Annotated in this window: 21 protein-coding genes; 9 read left to right on the forward strand and 12 right to left on the reverse strand. The window is 53.8% G+C overall.

Going from position 1 to position 21980, the window contains the following annotated elements; all coding sequences use genetic code 11:
• From metW to FFI61_RS15735, 6 genes are all read right to left on the reverse strand, one after another.
• A complete protein-coding gene (metW, locus tag FFI61_RS15710) occupies positions 1 to 603 on the reverse strand; it encodes a methionine biosynthesis protein MetW (protein ID WP_200203419.1) in 603 nt (200 codons plus the stop codon).
• Positions 600 to 1748 carry a homoserine O-succinyltransferase MetX gene (gene metX / locus FFI61_RS15715; protein WP_200203423.1) on the reverse strand — a complete coding sequence of 383 codons (1149 nt, stop codon included), beginning with the start codon at positions 1746 to 1748 and terminating at the stop codon, positions 600 to 602. Before metX ends, metW begins: the two co-directional genes overlap by 4 nt.
• 136 nt (positions 1749 to 1884) lie before the next feature.
• Positions 1885 to 3849, reverse strand: coding sequence for a dynamin family protein (locus tag FFI61_RS15720; protein WP_200203433.1), 1965 nt, complete (start codon positions 3847 to 3849; stop codon positions 1885 to 1887).
• A gap of 253 nt (positions 3850 to 4102) precedes the next feature.
• Positions 4103 to 4687, reverse strand: coding sequence for a YggT family protein (locus FFI61_RS15725; RefSeq protein ID WP_200203436.1), 585 nt, complete (start codon positions 4685 to 4687; stop codon positions 4103 to 4105).
• Positions 4688 to 4717: 30 nt separating this feature from the next.
• Positions 4718 to 5551, reverse strand: a complete 834-nt coding sequence (gene proC, locus FFI61_RS15730; RefSeq protein WP_200371690.1) for a pyrroline-5-carboxylate reductase — start codon at positions 5549 to 5551, stop codon at positions 4718 to 4720.
• 61 nt (positions 5552 to 5612) lie between these two features.
• Positions 5613 to 6317 carry a YggS family pyridoxal phosphate-dependent enzyme gene (locus FFI61_RS15735; protein WP_200203441.1) on the reverse strand — a complete coding sequence of 235 codons (705 nt, stop codon included), beginning with the start codon at positions 6315 to 6317 and terminating at the stop codon, positions 5613 to 5615.
• Between the two features lie 139 nt (positions 6318 to 6456).
• Here FFI61_RS15735 and FFI61_RS15740 point away from each other — a divergent pair, with 139 nt between their 5' ends.
• The 3 genes from FFI61_RS15740 to FFI61_RS15750 all read left to right on the forward strand — a co-directional run bounded on the left by FFI61_RS15740 (position 6457) and on the right by FFI61_RS15750 (position 10261).
• On the forward strand, positions 6457 to 7491 hold the full coding sequence (locus tag FFI61_RS15740; protein ID WP_200203444.1) for a type IV pilus twitching motility protein PilT: 1035 nt from the start codon (positions 6457 to 6459) through the stop codon (positions 7489 to 7491).
• A 44-nt stretch (positions 7492 to 7535) separates the two neighbouring features.
• Positions 7536 to 8657, forward strand: coding sequence for a PilT/PilU family type 4a pilus ATPase (locus FFI61_RS15745; protein WP_200203447.1), 1122 nt, complete (start codon positions 7536 to 7538; stop codon positions 8655 to 8657).
• Between the two features lie 122 nt (positions 8658 to 8779).
• On the forward strand, positions 8780 to 10261 hold the full coding sequence (locus FFI61_RS15750) for an OmpP1/FadL family transporter (protein WP_200371691.1): 1482 nt from the start codon (positions 8780 to 8782) through the stop codon (positions 10259 to 10261).
• A gap of 64 nt (positions 10262 to 10325) precedes the next feature.
• On the opposite strand, the gene polA is transcribed toward FFI61_RS15750, so the two are convergent.
• Entirely contained in the window at positions 10326 to 13073 is a 2748-nt protein-coding gene (polA, locus tag FFI61_RS15755; protein ID WP_200371692.1) for a DNA polymerase I, read from the reverse strand.
• An 87-nt stretch (positions 13074 to 13160) separates the two neighbouring features.
• On the opposite strand from polA, the gene FFI61_RS15760 reads away from it, so the two are divergent.
• Positions 13161 to 13499, forward strand: a complete 339-nt coding sequence (locus FFI61_RS15760) for a DUF2782 domain-containing protein (protein WP_200203454.1) — start codon at positions 13161 to 13163, stop codon at positions 13497 to 13499.
• 13 nt (positions 13500 to 13512) lie between these two features.
• Here FFI61_RS15760 and FFI61_RS15765 read toward each other — a convergent pair whose 3' ends face one another.
• Positions 13513 to 14028, reverse strand: coding sequence for a fibronectin type III domain-containing protein (locus tag FFI61_RS15765; RefSeq protein ID WP_227714980.1), 516 nt, complete (start codon positions 14026 to 14028; stop codon positions 13513 to 13515).
• Positions 14029 to 14390: 362 nt separating this feature from the next.
• Here FFI61_RS15765 and FFI61_RS15770 point away from each other — a divergent pair, with 362 nt between their 5' ends.
• Complete coding sequence (locus FFI61_RS15770; RefSeq protein ID WP_200203456.1) at positions 14391 to 14771, forward strand: hypothetical protein; 381 nt, start codon at positions 14391 to 14393, stop codon at positions 14769 to 14771.
• A 126-nt stretch (positions 14772 to 14897) separates the two neighbouring features.
• Here the strand turns inward: FFI61_RS15770 and FFI61_RS15775 are convergent, their stop codons facing one another.
• On the reverse strand, positions 14898 to 15551 hold the full coding sequence (locus tag FFI61_RS15775; protein WP_200203458.1) for a DUF4124 domain-containing protein: 654 nt from the start codon (positions 15549 to 15551) through the stop codon (positions 14898 to 14900).
• A 3-nt stretch (positions 15552 to 15554) separates the two neighbouring features.
• Positions 15555 to 16193: an orotate phosphoribosyltransferase gene (pyrE, locus tag FFI61_RS15780; protein ID WP_200371693.1), complete on the reverse strand. Its 639-nt coding sequence runs from the start codon at positions 16191 to 16193 to the stop codon at positions 15555 to 15557.
• Positions 16194 to 16274: 81 nt separating this feature from the next.
• On the opposite strand from pyrE, the gene FFI61_RS15785 reads away from it, so the two are divergent.
• The gene (locus tag FFI61_RS15785) at positions 16275 to 17081 is read left to right on the forward strand and encodes an exodeoxyribonuclease III (RefSeq protein ID WP_200203462.1); all 807 of its coding nucleotides are present in this window, start codon (positions 16275 to 16277) and stop codon (positions 17079 to 17081) included.
• Between the two features lie 271 nt (positions 17082 to 17352).
• Here the strand turns inward: FFI61_RS15785 and rph are convergent, their stop codons facing one another.
• Positions 17353 to 18069 carry a ribonuclease PH gene (gene rph, locus FFI61_RS15790; RefSeq protein WP_200203464.1) on the reverse strand — a complete coding sequence of 239 codons (717 nt, stop codon included), beginning with the start codon at positions 18067 to 18069 and terminating at the stop codon, positions 17353 to 17355.
• A 170-nt stretch (positions 18070 to 18239) separates the two neighbouring features.
• On the opposite strand from rph, the gene FFI61_RS15795 reads away from it, so the two are divergent.
• Positions 18240 to 19106, forward strand: coding sequence for a YicC/YloC family endoribonuclease (locus tag FFI61_RS15795; RefSeq protein ID WP_200203466.1), 867 nt, complete (start codon positions 18240 to 18242; stop codon positions 19104 to 19106).
• Positions 19107 to 19142: 36 nt separating this feature from the next.
• On the opposite strand, the gene FFI61_RS15800 is transcribed toward FFI61_RS15795, so the two are convergent.
• Entirely contained in the window at positions 19143 to 19727 is a 585-nt protein-coding gene (locus tag FFI61_RS15800) for a TetR/AcrR family transcriptional regulator (protein ID WP_200203504.1), read from the reverse strand.
• Positions 19728 to 19878: 151 nt separating this feature from the next.
• On the opposite strand from FFI61_RS15800, the gene FFI61_RS15805 reads away from it, so the two are divergent.
• Together FFI61_RS15805 and FFI61_RS15810 are read left to right on the forward strand one after the other, a co-directional pair.
• Complete coding sequence (locus FFI61_RS15805; protein WP_200371694.1) at positions 19879 to 21099, forward strand: oxygenase MpaB family protein; 1221 nt, start codon at positions 19879 to 19881, stop codon at positions 21097 to 21099.
• A 264-nt stretch (positions 21100 to 21363) separates the two neighbouring features.
• Entirely contained in the window at positions 21364 to 21978 is a 615-nt protein-coding gene (locus tag FFI61_RS15810) for a TetR/AcrR family transcriptional regulator (protein ID WP_200203508.1), read from the forward strand.
• Positions 21979 to 21980 lie beyond the last annotated feature (2 nt).

A 21980-nucleotide genomic window follows, 5' to 3' on the forward strand; every position in this document is an offset into this window, starting at 1 on the left:
TTACGTTTTCTCCCGGGTAATGCGGTAGATCGCGATCTCACCCAACAGGTTCGGCCAGAAACGCGCCAGCCAGTTGTTCTGGTGCTGACCGTCCACTACGCGACGGCTTTTGATGCGAATGCCTTTCTCGCGGCACAGGGCTTCAAAATCCTTGAAGGTACATAACCGTATGTTGGGGGTGTTGTACCACTTATAGGGTAATGCGTCTGATTCGGGCATGCGGCCGCTAAGAGCCAGCCCCCAGCGCAGTCGCCAGTGTGCGAAGTTGGGGAAGGTCACTATGCCTTCGTCGCCAAGACGCAGCATTTCATCCAGCACCTTGTCTGGGCGGCGAACTGCCTGCAGTGCCTGCGTCATCAATACAATATCGAAGCTGTTGTCTTCAAAGTTGTCCAGGCCCTGGGTATCCAGGTTCTGCTCGATCACTGAAACACCGCGGTTCATGCAGGTAGTTATGTGGTCGGGGTTAATTTCCAGACCAAACCCTGTGGCATTGCGTTCCCGCTTGAGGTAATCGAGCAAGGTGCCGTCACCACAACCAAGGTCCAGTACATGGTGGCCAGGCTTTACCCATTGCTGGATGATTTCAAGATCCGCTCTCATGCGCCCACCTCTCTGGCAACACGGTCCATGTATGCGGTAAAGATATCAGTATAGCGAGGGGTTGGGATCAGGAATGCATCGTGGCCCCAAGGTGCGTCAATTTCTGCATAACTTACCTTCCGCCGAGCTGCGATCATGGCGTTTACCATCTCTTCTGAACGGGCCGGAGTGAAGCGCCAGTCTGTGCTGAACGAAAGCACCAGAAACTCACAGCTGGCTTCAGCCATGGCCTTGGACAAATCTCCGCCAAACTCATAGGCGGGGTCGAAATAATCCAGTGCGCGGGTCATCAGTAGATAGGTGTTGGCGTCGAAGACTTCAGAGAAGCGCTCGCCCTGATAGCGGAGGTAGCTTTCAACCTGGAACTCGGCATCGTAACCAAATTTGTAAGCCTGATCTCGTAATTCGCGGCCAAATTTCTCTCCCATGGAGGCATCGGAGAGATAAGTGATGTGGCCTACCATTCGCGCCAGCATCAGCCCGCGGCGGGGCAGGGTGTCGAAATCAAAGTAGCGGCCATCATGGAATTCACGGTCCGAGGTGATTGCCTGGCGCGCTACCTCATTAAAGGCAATGTTCTGAGCTGTGAGGCGTGGACTGGAGGCAATGGCCACGGCATGTTTCAGCCTGTCCGGATAGTCCAGACTCCATTGCAGTGCCTGCATGCCGCCCAGAGAGCCACCTACTACCGCTGCCCAGCAGTCAATTCCGAGGCGGTCCGCCAGCAGTGCCTGGCTTTTAACCCAGTCGCCAACGGTGACTACGGGAAAATCCGGGCCGTAAGGCTTGCCTGTGGCAGGGTTGGTCGAGATGGGGCCGGTGCTGCCATGGCAACCACCCAGGTTGTTGAGGCACACTACAAAAAACCGATTGGTATCAACGGGCTTGCCGGGGCCTATGCAAGTATCCCACCAGCCGGGCTTGCGGTCGTCCATAGAATGGTAGCCGGCGGCGTGGTGGTGCCCGCTCAAGGCATGGCAGATGAGCACAGCATTGCTGCGATCGGCGTTAAGTTCGCCATAGGTCTCAACTACCAGATCATAGCGCTCCAGCGTTTGGCCGCACGCCAGTTCAATGGGCGTTTCAAAATGGTACGTCTGCGGGGTGACTACCCCGACAGAATCCACAGGCAGGGAATCGGGCATTGGCGCGGCAGGTTCCTGGTTCGGTCCGTTAGAAAACTACTTTGCTGGCAAGGGCAAACGCCTGTACCAGCAGAGCAGTTTAAAGGCGGGTCGTCATACCTGCAACCGACAGACTGTACGAGGGTCAAGCGGCGGGCTAGAACCCGCCTGAAATATTGACCACTTTTTGCTGGATCATGGTTGGTGCAGGCTTGCGGATTTGACGCTGCATGGCATCCGCCAATTCCAGTTGACGGCGCAAATCAGTGATAGTGTTGTGGAGCCGTTCGCGCTCGGTGCGGCTGTCACGATCGCTTCTCACCATATCCCTAAGGCGACGGATTTGATGTTCCAGTAGCTGTTTTTGCTCCATGGAGTACTGCATGATCGGTAGCAGGGCTTCTGAAGGCCAGCGCTCTACATCTGCGCGTACACGAGCATGCAGGGTTCTGGCTTCGCTCACCATGACATTGAAAAAACGTTGTACCAGAACGGACTGCTCAGTCAGCAGGTTTTTGGGGCTGGCGCGGAAGCGTCGGGCTTTTTTGCGCAGTTCTCTTATAGCAATAACATGGCGGCCGGCGCGAAGAGGAATAGGCTCCAGGTGGCGGGCACGGGTATCTTCGTTGTAGCGACGGTAAATGGCACCAACCATCTTCTCGGCAAGGCGACCCTCACTGAGAAGGTTGCTGAAGTCGCCCTCAAGCAGCTCGAAAAACTGTTCCATGGCGTTGTTCATGCCCGCCGTCGTCCAGCTTTTTGTCATGGATTTCCGGATTTTTTCGGCATGAGCTTCAAACCGGTCTTCGTCTACCAGCTTTTTCAGCATATCGCCTTGAGATGCCATGAGTCGGCGGCTTGAGCGCAGCGTGATCAGCTTTTTATAGTAAAAGTCGTAATCTTTCTGGGAGCGGTCGGCCAAGCGAGCAAGGGCCGCTTTGTCCATGGTCACGCCGGAGCAGGCCTTGAATTCTTCGTCAAGAGAGTCAAGCCGGTTCTGCATGGCGGCCTGGCTATTTTGCAGCATACCCAGCAGATCGTTGATCAGGCTTTGGGTGATCAGCTGCTCTTTATGCATCAGGATGCGCTGAATAATCAGCTGCTCAAGATTGCCAATGTTGGAGCGGGCGAAAAGATCAGAATCTTTCCGGACTCTGGCAACCAATCCCTGTTTTGCCGACAAAGGGATGACATCTTGTTGGCGGATGCCCAGATGATCTGCGGTATAGCCACGCACCCGCTCGATAGCATCGTGTGTGTGCTTCTCGCCCTGCAGGTCGTCCCACAGCACATCAATCTTGTTCAGTACCGCAAAGCGACCGGCACGGTGGTCGGCATGCTCGGTATCAATGTATTCCTTCCAGATAGTCATATCGCTGGCGGTAACGCCAGTATCGGCACTTAGCACGAAGATAATAGCGTGCGCGCGCGGGAGCATGCTGATTGTGAGCTCTGGCTCGGAGCCGAGTGCGTTCAGGCCCGGTGTGTCGAGAATCCGCAATCCGCGTTCAAACAGGGGGTGGCGGATACTGATCTGTGCATTGCGCCAGGCAGGAATCAGAACCTTGCCGGGATTGTTGCGGTCTTGCTCCAGCATACTTTCATCAAAGCCCAGAGCGCGTGCCTCTCCGGGGGAAACGCTTTTCACTCGAGCTACTTCGCCCAGAACCTCGCGCATGATTTCAGGGTCGCGCTCATCCAGTTCGTGCTTAACCCAACGCTCTGGTTGCTTGCGTAGTTGCTGCAGTGACAATTCGCCGGTGCGGGTTTCTATGGGAAGCAGCAGTAGGTAGTTTTCGTTGGCGCTGCGATCAAAGAATAACTCAGTAGGGCACATGGTTGTGCGCCCGGCCTGTGAAGGCAACATGCGCTGGCCAAAGTCAGAGAAGAACAGAGCGTTTATGAGTTCCGTTTTGCCACGGGAGTACTCACCAACAAATGCAATGGTAAGCTCGTCTTCAACGAGCAGTTCAAGCCCATGACGAATCCGTGCACTGATATCATCAGAGAACAGGTTGTTGTCCTGAAGCCACAGCCGGTAACGGCCGATCTGGCGGATCAGCTCTTTTTTCCAGTTATGGTAGGCTTCTACCTGCTGGGTAAGGTTTCCCTGAAGACTCATCGGATATTCCCTCTGCACCACTTCCGGCATTCCCCCGGCTAGCTAAACCGGGCTCCGCATGATGGACGAATTAATTAATTACTGTTAATACTAACCTGTTCCCGCAATGTTTGGAGTCAGGCGATTTTTGGTATGTAGCAGTTGGTGGCAGGAGTCTAATGAAAAAAGCCGCAAAATCAACAGGTTGATGATGCGGCGCAAGATTCAGGATTTTTGTGGAGAACTGTTACAGATTGTTGATTTGAGACGTGACCTACATTCCCAGCCCAATGGCTCCAAGGCCGACAGCCATTTTCATGTGGCCAATAACAACCGTGATAACGTTCAGAATCAGAAAAACGATAATAGGTGACAGGTCCAATCCGCCCATGGACGGCATCAAATTGCGCACCGGGCGCATAACGGGCTCTGTGATTTGTGCGACAAGCTGAATGGCGGGGTGGCTGCTTCCCGGGGCAATCCAGCTGACAACCACTACAGCGATAACCGACCAAAAGTAAATCTTCACGATCAGTTCCAGTACTGCGATAACGCCCCAAACCAAGAGTATGAGCGGGTTTATGGATGGTATGCCGCCGTTGAGGGCTACAAGAATCAGGAAGAATACGACTGCCTGAATGAGAACCGCCAGTACCAGTGCCGCACCGTCAATGCCGCCCCAGCCAGGAATAATCCGGCGCATAGGGCGAAGCAAGGGGTTTGTTGCTTTCACTGCAAACTGGGAGATCGGGTTATAGAAATCAGCTCGAGCCAGTTGCAGCAGAAAACGCAGCAGAATTATGGTCATGTAAAACGTGGACGCGATCAGCAGGATCGTAATCAGGATGTCTGCCAGCATGTAACCTGTTCTCCGTTGTCAGTGACTGTTTTAATCTTTGCCAGCCAGTTCTTTGGCCATTTCTTCCGAGCGCTTGTACGCAGCGTTATACGCTTTTTTAACCAGTTCGCGCATGCCGCCCTCTTCGAAGGTATGCACCGCCTGTTCAGTTGTTCCGCCCGGAGACATCACGTTCTTCTTCAGTTGCGCTGGATTCTGCTCGCTCTTGGCGGCCATTTCAGCGGCGCCTGCCATGGTTTGAATGGCAAGCTGGCGGGCGGTTGCAGGGTTTACGCCGGCGTCTGTTGCTGCGGCCTCCAGAGCTTCCAGCATCAGAAAGAAATAAGCGGGGCCGCTACCGGAAAGGGCTGTTACGCCGTGAAGCAACGCTTCATCCTCAACCCATACTGCAAGGCCGATGCCTTCAAAAACCGATTGCACAGCCTTTTTCTGGGCGCTGGTGACGCTTTCGCTGGCGAATAGACCTGCAGCGCCCTTACCCACCAGCGAGGGCGTGTTGGGCATGACTCGTACAATGGGCAAGCCGCCACCCAGCCACTCATCAAGAGTATCGGCGCCAAGGCCAGCTGCTATGGAAACCATCAGCGGGCGAGTGTTCTGAGCGATGGGGGCTATGTCGCGACATACGTCGGCCATGGCCTGGGGTTTAACCGCGAGCACCACTATATCTGCCTGCTGTGCGCAGTAGCGGTTATCGGTTGTCACGCTGATTCCAAAGCGCTTGCGAATGGATTGCAGGTGTCCGTCGTCCGGCGCACTGGCCCAAATGCTGCTGGCTTTGAAGCCGCTATCCAGCATGCCGCCAATAATGGCACTGGCCATGTTGCCTGCACCGATGAACGAAATGGTTGGTGATTTGCTCAAGGTTTGCTCCAGCGGTTATTCGGTTGTATTCCGGTTCCGATAATAGCAGGTACGGGCCTGTTCAGCTCTTCCGGGAGCGCTCGCCAAAGACGGCTGTGCCAATGCGGACACAGGTAGAGCCTTCTGCGATTGCCGTTTCGAGATCCCCGGACATGCCCATGGATAAAGTGTCCAGTGGCCCGGCTTCCGGAAAGTCTCGCTTTAGCTCTTTCAATGCATTTGCAAGCATTCGGAAACTCTGCCTCAGGCCGGTCTCGCTCTGGTCCGGATCTGGTATGGCCATAAGCCCTCTGAGCGTGAGCCCCGGCAGCTGGCTTATCTCTGAAACCAGTTCCGGCAGTTCCTCTGGCCGGCACCCGGATTTACTCTGCTCATTGTTAATGTTGACCTGAAGGCAAATATTCAATGGGGGCAGGCCGGTTTCTCTTTGCTCGCTCAGGCGTCTTGCAACTTTCAGGCGGTCAACGCTATGAACCCAGGAAAAAGCCGCGGCGATTTGCCGTGTTTTGTTGGATTGAATAGGGCCAATGAAATGCCATTCAATATCGGCCAGGTCGCTGAGCTCTGACATTTTGTCGAGAGCTTCCTGAAGGTAGTTTTCCCCGAAAGCCAGCTGGCCTGCAGTGGCGGCTTCTCTGAGTTCCTCTGCCGAACGGGTCTTACTGACCGCCAACAGGCTCACAGAACCGGCATCGCGGCCTGCCTGCAATGTTGCTTTTTGTATGCGTCGGGTTACGCTCCCGAGGTTGTCTGCTATGCTGCTCATAGTATGAAATAGTCGCGTTTGGTCTGCCCATTATATGGCGACACGTTACTCGCAGGTCACTGAAATGCCAAGTGATCGGAGTAGAGTCATGCCAGACAGGCGCTACCTGGATTAAAGAGTAAGCCCTCCGAGGACTTGTATGGATATTACTGAACTGCTTGCCTTCTCGGCGAAACAGGGTGCGTCTGACTTGCATCTTTCCGCCGGCCTGCCCCCGATGATTCGTGTTGACGGTGATGTTCGCCGTATCAACCTTCCGCCCCTGGAACACAAAGAAGTTCATGGGCTTATCTACGACATCATGAACGACAAGCAGCGCAAGGACTACGAGGAGTTCCTGGAAACGGACTTTTCCTTCGAAGTACCCGGTGTCGCACGCTTCCGTGTTAACGCCTTTAATCAGAATCGGGGCGCAGGAGCCGTTTTCCGCACCATCCCCTCGAAAGTTCTGACCATGGAAGACCTTGGCATGGGTCAGGTGTTCAAGGATATTGCCTCAGTTCCCCGTGGGCTGGTTTTGGTAACCGGGCCGACAGGTTCTGGTAAGTCCACCACTCTGGCAGCGATGGTGGACTACATAAACGATACGCGCTACGAGCACATTCTCACTGTAGAAGACCCAATCGAATTTGTGCACGACTCCAAGAAATGCCTGGTCAACCAGCGGGAAGTGCACCGGGATACTCTGGGCTTTAACGAAGCCCTGCGTTCCGCATTGCGGGAAGACCCCGACATTATTCTGGTTGGTGAGCTTCGGGATCTGGAAACCATCCGTTTGGCCCTCACTGCGGCAGAAACAGGGCACTTGGTATTCGGAACACTGCACACCACCTCAGCAGCAAAAACCATCGACCGGGTGGTAGACGTATTCCCGGCCCAGGAAAAATCCATGGTGCGATCCATGCTTTCTGAATCGCTGCAAGCTGTTATCTCCCAAACGCTCATGAAGAAAATGGGTGGTGGCCGTATAGCTGCGCACGAAATCATGATTGGTACCTCTGCGATTCGGAACCTGATTCGCGAAGATAAAATTGCCCAGATGTACTCATCCATTCAAACGGGTGGCTCCCTGGGTATGCAGACGCTGGATCAGTGCCTGGAGCGCCTGTTGCAGAAAGGCCTGATTTCCCGTGAGGCTGCAAGGCTTAAGGCGAAAATGCCGGATAATTTCTGATTTTGATCGGGCAGTCACTTAGTAAAGAACATAGGTAAATAAAGATGGAATTCGAAAAGCTGCTTCGTCTCATGGTAGAGAAAGGGGGGTCAGACCTCTTTATTACTGCCGGTGTTCCGCCCAGCATGAAAGTGCACGGTAAAGTGCTACCAGTCACCAAGAATGCTTTAACGCCAGAGCAGACCAGGGATTTGGTATACGGTGCAATGACCGAGAAGCAGCGTGCAGAGTTTGAGGATTCTCACGAGTGCAATTTTGCCATAAGCGCCCGGGGTATAGGGCGTTTCCGGGTGAGTGCGTTCTTCCAGCGCAACCTGTGCGGTATGGTGCTGCGACGGATTGAAGTGAAGATTCCTCAGGTCGACGAACTAGGGCTGCCGGAAATCGTCAAAGAACTGGCTATGACCAAGCGCGGGTTGATCATGTTTGTGGGTGCCACAGGCACCGGTAAGTCAACATCGCTGGCCGCCATGCTGGGGCACCGTAACCGTAACAGCCGTGGGCACATAATTTCCATTGAAGACCCGATTGAATTCGTGCACCAGCACCAGGGCTGCATCGTAACCCAGCGGGAAGTTGGCATTGATACCGAGAGCTTTGAAGTTGCGCTGAAAAACACGCTGCGACAGGCACCGGACGTTATTCTCATTGGTGAGGTGCGTACCCGCCAGACCATGGAGTATTCGGTTCAGTTTGCTGAAACCGGTCACCTTTGCCTTGCAACACTCCACGCCAACAACGCTAACCAGGCGCTCGACCGGATTATCCAGTTTTTTCCGCCCGAGCAGCACAACCAGATCTGGATGGACTTGTCTCTTAACCTGAAGGCCATTGTAGCGCAGCAGTTGATTCCCACGCCGGACGGCAAAGGCCGCAAGGCGGTTATTGAGGTTCTGATCAATACGCCACTGGTTGCCGACCTTATCCGAAAAGGCGAGGTTCACAAGCTTAAGGAGTTGATGTCCAAATCTAATGAATCCGGTATGCGGACCTTTGATCAGGCATTGTATGAACTCTATGCCGAAGGCTCTATTACCTACGAAGATGCTTTGGCTCACGCCGACTCAGCTAACGATCTGCGCCTGATGATCAAGTTGGGCGCCGATGCTCAGGGGGCAGACAAATTGTCGTCTTCTGTCGATAAATTGACCATTCAGGATAGCTGACATGCTTGACCCCACCAGGGGGCAAAACTCGTTAGCTTTTGAAATTAGTAGTTTTGGCATTTGAGACCACTAACCCCAGCTGCGTATACTCCGCCCAACATTAAAAAGGAGTTACCGCTGTTATGAAATCTTCACCTCTGACTCGCGCTATTCGGCTGGCCACGCTGGCCGCAGTAGCTGCCCCAGCCAGCGTTTTCGCTGGCGGTTTTTCCCTGAACGAACAAAGCGCAAGTGCCATGGGCGTTGCTAACGCCGGTGCTGTTGCCAACCCTGAGAACGCAACGACAGTTTTGTTTAACCCTGCGGGCATGAGCCAGCTCAAGGGCACGAATATCTCTTTTGGCGCGGCTGTTCTTGATATTAAGGCTGAGGCCAAGAGTGCCAGTGCCACGAACACATTGGGCGGGCCAGTTAATGGTGGTACTGGTGGTGATATTGCAGATCCAGCCTTCCTGCCTAACTTTTACCTGACCCATGAAATCAACGACTCGATCGATGTGGGCTTTGGTTTTCATGCGCCATATGGCCTCGCCGCTGACTATGATGATGATTTTGCTGGGCGTTATTTCGCGGACAAGACTGAACTGACCGTAATTTCGTTTTCGCCAGCGATCTCTGTGAATAACGGTAAAGGCCTATCCATGGGCCTTGGGCTTAACATTATGTACGCAGAAGGCAAGCTAACCAAATTCCAAGATTACTCGGGTATATATGGTCGTTGGCAGCAAGGATATGCGCAAATAGAGAGCGGTCTTCAAGGGACGGGGATGACACCTGCGGATTTAGGTCTTGCTGCTCCTTCAGCTTTTGAGGAAGGCTACGCGGATATTGAGGGTAATGATATCGCGGTTAATTTCCGTGTAGGTTTTCTGTATGAGCTGTCGGATCGGACCCAGTTTGGTTTGACTGCTCAGACAGGTACTGAGTTTGAATTGAAAGGAGATGCTGAAATCTCTGGGTTGCCGCAGACAGCAGACTACAACTTGGGAGCTTTCGGCACCCAAACGCTGCCAACTGGCGCTCAAGCTGCAGCAAGCGAAGCTGTTCGAGTGCCTCTCGCGATTCCTGAAAGCATTACTGTCGGTGCTCGTCACCAGTTAAACGACACAGTAACGCTGTTGGCTGGCGCGTCATACTCCAGGTGGAGCCGCTTCGAGGAGCTGGATATCATCAGCCGCGAAGGCGGAACCGGGGCAGTTTCCAGTGTCACCGGCAACGAAGTCATTACCCACATCACCGAAAAGTGGAAGAACACTTGGCAATTTAACGTCGGTTCAATCTGGCAGGTAACTCCAGAGTGGGCGTTGAAGGCTGGTTATGCTTGGGATGAGTCGCCTGTCGACAACTATCTGACAGCTCGAATCCCATCAAGCGACCGGCACTGGCTGACACTGGGTGGCCAGTGGAAGAGCATTGATAACGGTTGGACCGTTGATGCGGCCGTTGGTACCTTGCTGTTTACTGACGACCCGAAGGTTGATGAGTACTCATACCTCCATGCTGCACCGGACCAAAAAGACCCAAATGCAGGTGCGTCCAACTATAAGGGCGAGTACGAACTAAGCGCCTGGAGTGCTTCCTTGCAGGTCAGCAAAGCCTTCTAAATCTTTCAGGTGAAGACTTAGCTAAAAAAACGCCCGGCCGAGTTCTCTCGCCGGGCGTTTTTATTCAGTGTGCCTGATCCCAGTTATCACCCACACCTGCTTCCACTAACAGCGGCACTGCAAGCTTCGCCGCGCCGGACATACGCTTGATCAGCCCTTCGCGAATTTCATCTACGGCTTCTTCCTTCACCTCAAGAATCAATTCGTCGTGGACCTGCATGGTCATGCGAGCGGTATCGGGATGCTCTGCGAGCAGCCAACGTTCCACCTCGATCATTGCCAGTTTAATGATGTCCGCCGCTGTGCCTTGCATGGGCGCGTTGATCGCTGTGCGCTCAGCGGCTTGCTGCAGCTGTTTGTTGCGGGCATTGATCTCTGGCAGGTACAGGCGTCGACCAAACAGGGTTTCAACATAGCCATCGTCATGGGCCTGCTTGCGTATGTTGTCCATGTACTTGAGGACACCCGGGTAACGCTCGAAGTAGCGGTCGATGTATTCCTGCGCAACACCACGAGTTACATCCAGTTGCCGGGCGAGCCCGAAGGCAGACATGCCGTATATCAGGCCAAAGTTAATGGCCTTGGCACTGCGACGCTGATCGCTGTCTACGTCGCCCACTGCCACCCCAAAAACTTCAGCGGCGGTTGCCTTGTGGATATCTTCGCCTTTCTCAAAGGCGGTCAGCATGCCTTTGTCGCCTGAAAGGTGCGCCATGATGCGCAGCTCAATCTGGGAATAGTCGGCTGCCAGTAGCTTGTAGCCCTTCTCGGCTATAAAGGCCTGGCGAATGCGCCGGCCTTGAGCTGTCCGGATAGGAATGTTTTGCAGGTTTGGCTCGGATGAAGATAACCTGCCGGTGGCTGTAACTGCCTGATGATAAGAGGTGTGCACGCGCCCGGTGCGATGATGGATCAACTCTGGCAAGGTGTCCGTATAGGTGGACTTCAGTTTGCTAAGGCTGCGGTGTTCCAGAATCAGCCTCGGCAGCTCGTGTTCGTGGGCCAGTTCCTGCAATACGGGTTCGGCAGTAGAGGGGGCGCCTTTGGGTGTTTTCTTGATGACCGGAAGCCCCATCTTCTCGTAGAAGATGGCCTGCAATTGCTTGGGTGAAGCCAGATTGAAGTTCTCGCCGGCAACTTCGTGGGCTTCTTTCTCCAGCTCTGCCATCCGCTCCGCCAGCTCCTGGCTATGCTGTCGCAGAGTGCTTGCGCGGATTAACGTGCCGCGTTGTTCCATACGAGACAGCACAGGCACCAGAGGTAAGTCTATGTCTTCATAAACTGACTGGAGCTTGCCAACCTCGGCCAGTTGCGGGCGTAGTACCTGATGCAGACGCAAAGTGATGTCGGCGTCTTCTGCCGCATAGGGGCCTGCTTTTTCGAGATCCAGCTGATTAAAGGTGAGCTGTTTGGCGCCTTTGCCGGCAATGGATTCAAAGGTGATGGTTTCTTCACCCAGATAGTTGCGGGCGAGGGTGTCCATATCGTGGCGGGACGACACGGAATTCAACACGTAAGACTCCACCATGGTGTCTTCGGCAATGCCTTCCAGGCAGATATCGTGGTTGGCCAGTACGTTTTTATCGTACTTCAGGTTTTGGCCTACCTTCTTCAGGGCAGGGTCTTCAAGCAAAGGCTTGAGCTGTGCCAGAACGTCATCCCGGTCAAGCTGCTCCGGGGCGCCCATGTAATCGTGGCCAAAGGGTACATAGGCTGCTTCGCCCGCTTCAATGGCAAAAGACACACCCACCACTTCCGCACTCATGTACTTCAGGCTTGTTGTTTCAGTATCAAAAGCGAACAGCTCGGATTTTTTCAGCCTTGCGACCCAATCGTCCAGTTCCGTTTGGTCGGTAATGACGCTGTAGCGCTTCTCCTTTGGCGCTGCCGCAGGGGCATCGCCGGGCGTTTCGGTTGCCTGATTTGAAACGTCTGCGGCGGCTTCCGGAGCTTTGGCTTCCAGTTCCTCGGTCCAGCCGCGTAATTCGTATTCCCGGAACAGCTCCAGCAACTCTGCGTCGTTTTGCTGCCGCTCCTCCAGGTCTTCAAGGCCGAATGCCAGTTCCACATCCATTTTGATGGTGGCCAGTTCGCGGCTTAACGGTAAGGTGTCGAGGGCGTCGCGAAGATATTCGCCAATTTTGCCTTTAATCTCATCGGCGTGTTCCATCACCCCGTCCAGAGTGTCGTAGGCTGCAAGCCATTTCACGGCTGTTTTCGGGCCGCATTTATTCACGCCTGGAATGTTATCCACTTTGTCGCCGACCAGGGCCAGGTAGTCAATGATCTGGTCTGGGCGAACGCCAAACTTTTCCACAACGCCGTCCCGGTCCATGTGGACTTCGGTCATGGTGTTGATCAGGGTAACGTGTTCACTCACCAGTTGCGCCATATCCTTGTCGCCGGTTGAAACTACTACGTCAATGCCCTTGCTGGTCGCTTCGTTGGCCAGGGTGCCAATAACATCGTCGGCCTCCACGCCATCCACGATCAACAGCGGAAGCCCCATGGCTCGTACCATCTGGTGAATGGGTTCAATCTGAATGGCCAGGTCTTCCGGCATGGGTGGCCGGTTGGCCTTATACTCTTCATACAGGTCGTGGCGGAAGGTTTTGCCTTTGGCATCGAATACCACAACGACTTTTGATCCGGGAAAATCCTGGTCGAGGCGTCGGATCATTGCGATAACGCCTTTAATGGCGCCAGTAGGGTGGTTCTTGCTGGTGGTCAGTGGTGGAAGTGCATGATATGCACGGAATAAATAGGACGAACCGTCCACAAGCACCACAGGTGGGGTCTTTTGCTCTGTCATGTCAAAACGGGTCCGGATTCTGATTGAAGCGTGGGTTGGCTTGTGCAACTCTGTACTGAATATGTTGTTTAAAAGGGTATCACGAAAATGAAACGAATCGCTTGCTCTGCCTTCCTGTTGGTTTTGGGCTTTGGTTCTGCGATGGCGCAAGACAGCGGTGCTTTGGATGAAACTTTGGTCGAAACACCCAGAGAGCCGGTTGTGGTGTCTGATTACCAATCATCAACCGCTGGCCCGCAGATTGTTATCCGCCCCGGGGATAATGAGGTGTTCTATGAGTACCGGGTGAATGGCCAGCTTATGGAGATCAAAGTGGTGCCGGAAGTGGGGCTCGAATACTATCTTGTGCCCGCAGATGGCGGCGGTTGGATACGGGAAACCGATTCCGACATGTTGGTGCCGAGCTGGATTCTGTTCCGCTGGTAAGCCCGCCCTGTGTTCAGATCAAGTCAACAAGCACCGGCTCTGAGCGCCGGCTTTCCAGCCCTTCGGCATCCACCGTTGTAATCTCAAACTCGTAAGCGCCGGGCGCCAGGTCGGTAAGTGGCTGACTTGTGCGTTCCGGGTTGTCGACGGGGATTACACTAAAGCTGTCCTCGTGCCTTAACCGGTAGTAGATCCGGAAGCCTGCAATTTGGCCAGGCTTTAGTGCGGAACCGTCCTCTCGGGTTTGTGGGGCGCTCCAGCTCAAGGCTTTTGGGGGCTTTACTTCATCTGTGGAAGTATTGGTTGGCGGCTTTTGTCCAAGTGTTTCGAGTAGCCCGCCTGTTGCCGCGTCGACCCGGCTGTTTGCGAGCTCGGATGCTCTGGCAGCTGTTGTGCGAGTCGCTCTGTCATCCTCCTGGCAGCCAGTCAGGAACCACAGCGTCGAGATAAGGGTAATAAATTGCAGGCAAGCGAGCAGGCTAAATCTGCTCCGCCGCGAGAAGACTCGATAAGGCATGGCACGTTTCATGACGTTCTCTAAATAGACTATCGATATAGCTGCAGCTATATCGCTCGCACGTTGGGGCTGGTTTTGCAGCCTCTATTTTTTATGAGTTCGTGGCGCCGGAATAAAGCGGGGAGACGGCTACAGAAAACAGCTCTGCATTATGCGGATCGAGAGACGCCTGACAAGTGAATAATCCGTAAAAAAGCCTATATGCAGACGGAGTGCTCATTTTGGTTTTAGTATGAACATTCTAATTTTTCACCGTAACCTTGGATACAGAATCAGAGAAAGGCGTTTACCTTCTCGCTGATCAAGCAGGCCAAAACCGCGATCAGTAGTGAGGTGAAGGTCTAAAGAGCTTCAGTAAACCAAGGAGAAGTGACATGAGCAAACTCAAAACTTACCAGGAACAGCTTCAGGAAATCGTAGAGAAAGGCATCAATGCCGCTGAACAGCAGCAGAAGAAGCTTTCAGCCAAGCCTTTCGATTTCGCAGAAAAGCTCGAAACCGAAGCGCGTGAGTACAGCGTCAAGACACTGCGCGAGCGCTACAACGGTTACAGCGACAGCCTGTTTGGTCAGTTGCGCACGTTGAATAGCCGTTTCGGTAACTTTGCAGGCGATCTCGTAGCCAAGCTTGAAAAAGAAGCCGCTGAAGGCGCAGACGTGGTTGCTGAAGCCGCTCAGGACGTCAAGAAGACTGTAGAGACCAAGAAGCCGGCCGCCAAGACGACTGCAAAGAAGAAAACTGCTGCTTCTGCCTGATTCAAGGTGATGCAGTTGGGCCAGCGCGAAGTTAGCGCTGGCACATAAATAAAGGGCGCCAAACTGAGTTTTGGTGCCCTTTTTTGTTAGGTGACAGGTAGTGTTCCGGTTCTCGTTGCCTTTGGCTCACTCGTCGGCGTTATCGGGATCCAGTGACAATGTGCGGGTTTCGCCGGTGACTCGTTCAAGACGTTCGATGTCTTTTTCGTATGTCTGTTTAAGAGAGTCTATCTCCTGAGTTTGCCAGGAGATTTCCCGTTCAATGTCGCGAATCTGGGATTCAAGTCGGCGGATTTTTTCGAGGGTTGCATCTGGTATCTTCTGCCCAGTGCGCTCCATATCCGCTGCACGGCTCTGCTCGTTGTCCAGTTGGCTGGAGATGACTGAGATGTTGCCTCGTTTGAGCTGGATCAGCCCTCGCAGTTCATCGAGTTTACGGTGCATGGCCTTGATGGCCTGATCCGGATGGCTGAAGCGTTTTAACAAGAGAGCATCTTTTTCACGCTGAATGGAGAGTTCTTTCTGACGCTGCTTTTCCGCCTCGCGTGCGGCGATTTCATCTTCTGTTGGCGCAGGTGGAATAGTTTCGATTACGCGCCCGTTTGAGTTCAGGATGTCGTAGCCGCGCTGTGTGGCTGGCTGCGGGATGGTGTTGCTGATGACAAGTTGGCCGTCTTCGTCCGTGAAACGGTACATGCTTGCCGCTGCTTTGACTGGAATGATCAGCGAAAACAGAAGGGCAGAAGCAGTAACTGAAAATACGGTGCGGCTTTTGTGCATCAATCAGACTCCATAGCGTTCCCGGTAGCTGGCAACCTTTTCAGCATGGCCAGAAAACTCCGGGTTAGTCTTAAGATAGTCTAAAACTTGTTCCAGGCGGATGATACTGACCACCGGAATGCCAAATTCGCTTTCTACTTCCTGTATTGCAGAAAGCTCGCCGTTGCCTCGCTCCTGCCTGTCCAAGGCAATCAATACACCGGCAGGCTCGGCGCCTGAGGCGCGAATGAGGTCGATGGACTCGCGAATGGCTGTGCCGGCGGTAATGACATCATCTACGATTAGCACTTTGCCCTGCAACCGGGCACCAACAATATTGCCGCCTTCACCGTGATCTTTCTTTTCTTTACGGTTAAAGGCAAAGGGTTTGCTGTTACCTTCCTGGGCCAGCGCCATGGCGGTTACCGTGGCCAACGGAATGCCCTTATAGGCAGGCCCGAATATGATGTCATAATCAACGCCGCTGCGGGCGATTGCAGCTGCATAGGCTTGGCTTAGGTTTAGTAGGTCGTCGCCAGTGTTGAATAGCCCTGCGTTAAAAAAATAAGGGCTGGCGCGACCGGATTTGAGAGTAAAGTCACCAAAACGAAGTACATTGCGGCGAATGGCGAATTCAATAAAATTTTGCTGATAGTCGTGCATGGCAAGGCTTCTGGCGGGTGTGAATCTTTTAATAGCGCGTAAAAACGGTATCATACACACAAACCGAATCAGGGAACACGTATGCGGGTAGTATCAATCAGCGTCAACGGTCTTGCCCAGGCTGTTGAAAAAGGTTTTTTTGACTGGCTGGCCGAGCAGGATGCAGACGTTGTGTGTGTTCAGGATCACCGTATGCGCGCCTATGAGATTGAGGATTTCAACCTCATTCCTGAAGGGTATGAAGCTTACTTCATCGATGGCGAAAAAAATGAGGACGGTGGCGTTGGGATATACACGCGGCACTTCCCCAAGGCCATAATGTACGGTTTCGCCAACGAGCAGGCGGATCGTGAAGGGCGCTTTATTCAGGCAGATTTCGATAAGGTTTCTGTAGCCTCTGTTCTGGCGCCCTGTGCGCTGGGTCGTGAGGAAGAGCTGATTAGCGAGGACGATCTGACGGTTCTCGACCATAAAGATGATTTTATGGATGCGTTTGGGCTGCACATGCAGAAAACCCTGCGTAAGCGTCGGCAGTTTATTTTCGGTGCAAACCTGCAAACAGCACACCATGTGACGGACGCCAGTCCGCTTTACCACAGGGTGGATTTTTCAGGGTTCTTGCCGCACGAGCGTGCCTGGCTGGATCGTTTGTTTGATGAGATGGGTTGCGTGGATGCGTTCCGTGACATCAATAAGCAGAGCAACCAGTTTACCTGGTGGCCGGAGCAGACTGAGGGTTCGCGGAAGAATGCGGGGATTCGGGTGGATTACCAGTTGATGACACCGGGTATTCGCAAGACCATTCAGGATGGCTGGATTGACAGCACGACCCGTTTTTCGGATCACGCTCCGGTGATTATGGATTACGATATCGAAATCGGCATATGAGATAGGCGGTCGCGTGTCCGGAGGGGGAGACCTTTCCGGGACACGCTACAAGCACCCCTGCGGGGTCCGGCCAGCAATCACAGATTGCTGTCGTTCGGCTACGCATGAAGCTGCGCTTCATAAACGCTTGCCTCACCCCTGTGCGCTCGACTCCGGCCGTCCTTGGCCGGAGACGTTCCCGGAAAGGTCTCCCCCTCCGAACCCGCTAGATTGTAATAAGCTTCTATCAACCCTGGACAATTTAGCCATCCAGACTTGAGAGCTGCCTTCCTTAGCCTTCCAAAGCTTCTTTCTGCAGTACAAACAACTTATCAATACCCTGCTTGGCCAATGCCAGCATGCTGTTCAGTTCTTCCTGAACAAACGGTGCGGCTTCTGCAGTTCCCTGAATTTCGATGAAGCCGCCCTGGTCGGTCATGATCACGTTCAGGTCTGTATCGGCTTCGGAGTCTTCCGGGTAGTCCAGATCAACCACTGGTTCTCCTTTGTAAATACCAACGGACACAGCGGCAATCATTTGCTTCAGCGGTGACTTCTTCAGTCGCTTGGTTTCAACCAGGTGGTTCAAGGCATCAACCAATGCCACACAGCCACCGGTGATGGCTGCTGTGCGGGTGCCGCCATCGGCCTGGATGACGTCGCAGTCGATGGTGATGGTGTGCTCGCCCAAGGCTTTCATGTCGACGGCTGCTCGCAGGGAGCGGCCAATTAAACGTTGGATTTCGACGGTGCGGCCGCCTTGTTTGCCACGGGCTGCTTCGCGGCCCATGCGGCTGCCGGTTGAGCGGGGAAGCATGCCGTATTCGGCGGTGATCCAGCCTTTGCCTTCTCCGCGCAGGAAGGGCGGTACTTTGTTTTCTACAGAAGCAGTGCAGATGACCTTGGTGTCCCCGAATTCAACCAGTACGGAACCCTCGGCATGGCGGGTGTAATTCCGGGTTAGGCGAATTTCTCTGGGCTGCTCGGGAGTTCTGCCGCTTGGACGCATAGTGTTTCCTGATTTCTGAGGTAAGTGTCCGGGATCGTCGTGCCCCGGGCGGGTTCGAATTTGGTAGCCGGCAAGTATATCACGTTGGATCTGGGTGCCGGGGCGGCGGCTGGCTGATAGACTCATGCTTAACGAAAATTATTAAGACCAATGACCAAGCCGGAGCTGCCATGATAAGAAGTATGACTGCATTTGCCCGGAAGGATGTTCAGGATGGGCACGGAACCCTGACCTGCGAGATTCGTACCGTTAATCACCGCTACCTGGAACCCTCGTTTCGGGTGCCCGAGGCCCTGCGTGAGCTGGAGAACCCGTTTCGGGAAGAACTGAGGAAACAGTTGAAACGGGGCAAGGTGGATGTGTCGATCCGCTTGCAATCCGCTGAAGCGAGTGCACCCGGGTTTGAAATTAATGAAGACATAGCGAAGGCGGTCAATGAGGCTGCAAATCATATTAACCGTATGCTGGACAATCCTGCCCACATCAATGCACTAGATATTCTGCGCTGGCCCGGCGTGCTGTCTGTTCCGGAGCAAGACTATAGCCCGGTCAGGGAGGCTGCGTTAAAGCTCTTTAAAGATACAGTCGAAGAGCTTTCCGTTGTTCGTGCACGTGAAGGAGAGCGCTTGCGTCCTTTGTTTGAAGACCGCCTCACACACATGAGCGCCCTGGTTGCGACGGTTCGCGAAGGTATGCCGGGGTTACTCAAGGCGCAGGAAGAGCAGTTGCGTGAGCGTTTTCAGAAGGCGAAGGTGGAGCTGGATCCGGAGCGTGTTGCTCAGGAAATGGTCATGCTGGCGCAGAAGAGTGATGTAGCAGAAGAACTGGACCGGCTGGATGCGCACATCAGCGAGGTTACAGACACCCTCAAGCGTGATGAGGCCATTGGACGTCGGCTTGATTTTCTGATGCAGGAGCTGAACCGGGAAGCTAATACTCTGAGCAGCAAGAGTATTGATGCCGGCGTAACCCGCGCAGCGGTGGATTTGAAAGTGTTGATAGAGCAGGTGCGTGAGCAGGTGCAGAATATAGAGTGATGTCCACCCGGGGGCGGCTTTGCGGAGCTTCCCCCTTTATTGCTGTCCTGTCGCTACACGGTGAATCAATTCCTCCGCCGTGGGCGCAAGCGCCATCAGTGAGCCATTATCTTTTTCAGTGAGCTCATAGAGAATAAGCTCGTTTATTCCCGCCACCAGCGCCATGCTCATTAGCAGGCTCAGCGATTGCAGCGTGCTGTCGTGGGCACGTTGCTGCTCAACTTGTTTCTGCAGGAACACGGCGAATTGCTCTGCTACCTTGCGCCGCATTTGAACCCCTGACTCCCCCAGTGCCGCGAGATCTATATAAAGAGCCCGCATCAAATGGGGCTTGGACTCTATAAAAAACAGGTAGGCCTGAGTGATATCCCTTACCAGTACGGACCAGACTTTTGTGGTCGAGCTGGCCTCGAGAACCGCCACCATCATGCCCTTGCTTGTGTGATCGGCTAGTGCAAGCAGGCAATCGTCTTTGTTCTGGAAGTGTTCATAGAACGTGCGCCGTGATACCCGGGCAGCGGCGGCGATATCTGCCAGAGTAATCTCTCGATAACGTTTTTTTTCAAGGGCTTGCGCAAGGCCATCAAGTAGCCGGATACGGTAACTGGTTTCAGCCTTCATTATATTTTGTCCAGCTCAGGAGCTTCGCCGCTTCGGGGTATTTTGCGAAGTAAGATTAATTTTGGTACTTGATAGTACCAAAATACATTGAGGGCTGGTAGTCTGGTACTGGGGCGTACCAAAAACAATTGATAACAGGGGAAGCTGAGTTATGGATCTTCAAAAAGTGCCCTCACGGCACGGCACGGACAGAGCCGAAGCTGAGAGAATTGCCAAGCCGCTGCTTTGGTTGATCCATGATCGCAAGGCTGCGGTCCCCGATGAGCAACAATGGCAGCGCATGGGGGAGGCCCTGATGGTTGGCGATCCGGTTGCAGATGATCTGGCAAAGTACGTTCGGGGCGAGGGCGGCGGTAAGGCTTTTGCTCAGTTCAAGAAAATCGTGGACTCGGGAGATTTCGATCAGAAGGGCCTGGCTCCGCAGTTGCGTGCATTCTTTGATGCGGTCAAACAGCCCCCCGAGTGGGTGGATTGGGATCGGCTGGAAAGAGGCGCTCGGGCCTCCTCTATTTCCGGACAAACGGGCATGCGTGTATTGCGCGATCTGGGGTTGATGGCGGGTTATCAGGCCCGGGGTATCAACCAGACGTTGATCATGACCGGCGCACTGGAGAAGGGCGTATCGCGTCGGGTTGCGGAGACTGCCAAATGGTGGCTGGACTGCTCGACTCCGGGGGGGATGAAGCCTGGCGCTGAAGGCTTCAAGACAACTTTACGGGTTCGCTTGATTCACGCCATGGTTCGTGAGCAACTTCTGGAAAATCCCGAGTGGGATACGTCCATGTGGGGTCTTCCGGTTAACCAGCTTGACATGCAAGCAACCTATCTGGCGTTTTCCGTATCCTTCCTCTTTGGTCAGAAACTGATGGGCACTCTTATCAGTCGCCAGGATGCAGAAGATGTCATGCATTTATGGCGTTACATCGGTTGGCTCATGGGAGTTGATGAATGGCTGCTGTGTAAGTCCGAGCAGGAAGGCAGAATCGCCCTTTACCAGAATGTTATTAGCCAGGCTACGGGGGACGAGAACAGTCGCAAGCTTGGTCGCTCACTGATGGACGAGCCGCTTGGCAGACGTTACCCGAGCTTTGGCAAGCTCCGGGGCCACTGGGAGCGACAGGTTCATTTGAGCATGACAAGGCTGTTTGTTGGTGGAAAAGGAATGGACGCACTCGGTTTGCCGAGAACGGCTATGCCTTGGTATCCGGCTGTGTTTGCGCCGTTGAACGCCGTATGGACAACCGGCCACAGACTGTTGCCAGGTGGCCGTGAGCGCCTGATTCGGAACGGCATTAAAGCACAGCGAACCCAGCTGCACACGCTGTTTGGAAGAGATGTGCCAGAGATCACCAGCGGTGTTCAGTTTGGGTGATCGCTGTCTCAGGTAGCCTGTGTTCGCTATCACCGGATTCGGCTGTCAGGCCGATCCCGGCGCTAGATTCCCGTCAGCTCTTTGCGTTGCGCCGCGCCGGTTGGCGGCGCGGCGTCAAGTCGTTGAGAAAGCTTGCAGTAATCCTGCCAAATGCCTGATAATCACAGGCCAGTCCATCCCTTCGTACATCACTATCACGGTTGCCTTGCTGGTCTCCGAACGATCTGATCAGGAGGCAGAATTCACTTTCATGGCTAATGTTCAATGACCGGCGTACAGCGACATATTCTCGATACTGCCCTCCGGCATTTTGCCGATACAGGTGAGCAGAGCATATCGGTCAGCGATTTGTCGCGAACAGCTAAAATCGCCCGTGGAACCATCTACAATAATTTTGATGATGTAACCAATCTGTTCCCCATGGTGACCGAGCAAGTCTGTAGCAGGTTTGAGGACGAGGCCCGAGAGTTAATAAGCACTGTTGATAAGCCAAGAGTTGCTTTGAGTGTGCTCCTTGGGCTCTTCCTGAGATACGCCCATGAGCTGCCAGAGCATGGGCGTTTTCTTATCCGGTTTGCGCCTTATATTGGGCGGCTCAGGGACATCTGGAGCAATCTGCCCTACGAGGTTTTGCGCCGAGCTGTCGAGGAAGGGCAGTTGCCGCTCGCGAAAGACCAGGCAGTTTACTATCTGCAATTGCTTGCTGGGTCCACATACGGGTTCATGACACTGGTCGTTGAGGGGCAAAAAAGCTGGAGAGAGTCGACTGAGGCGTTAAGCTTGATGGTATTGGCTGCGTGCGGAGTGCCCCAGCAGGATGCCAAGAATGATGCCCGTGAGGCGCTTGAGATCTTGACGGCCTCCTCAGAGGCCGTCTGAAA

Origin of the sequence: Marinobacter sp. DY40_1A1, assembly GCF_016597815.1 — a bacterium.
Lineage (GTDB): Bacteria > Pseudomonadota > Gammaproteobacteria > Pseudomonadales > Oleiphilaceae > Marinobacter > Marinobacter xiaoshiensis.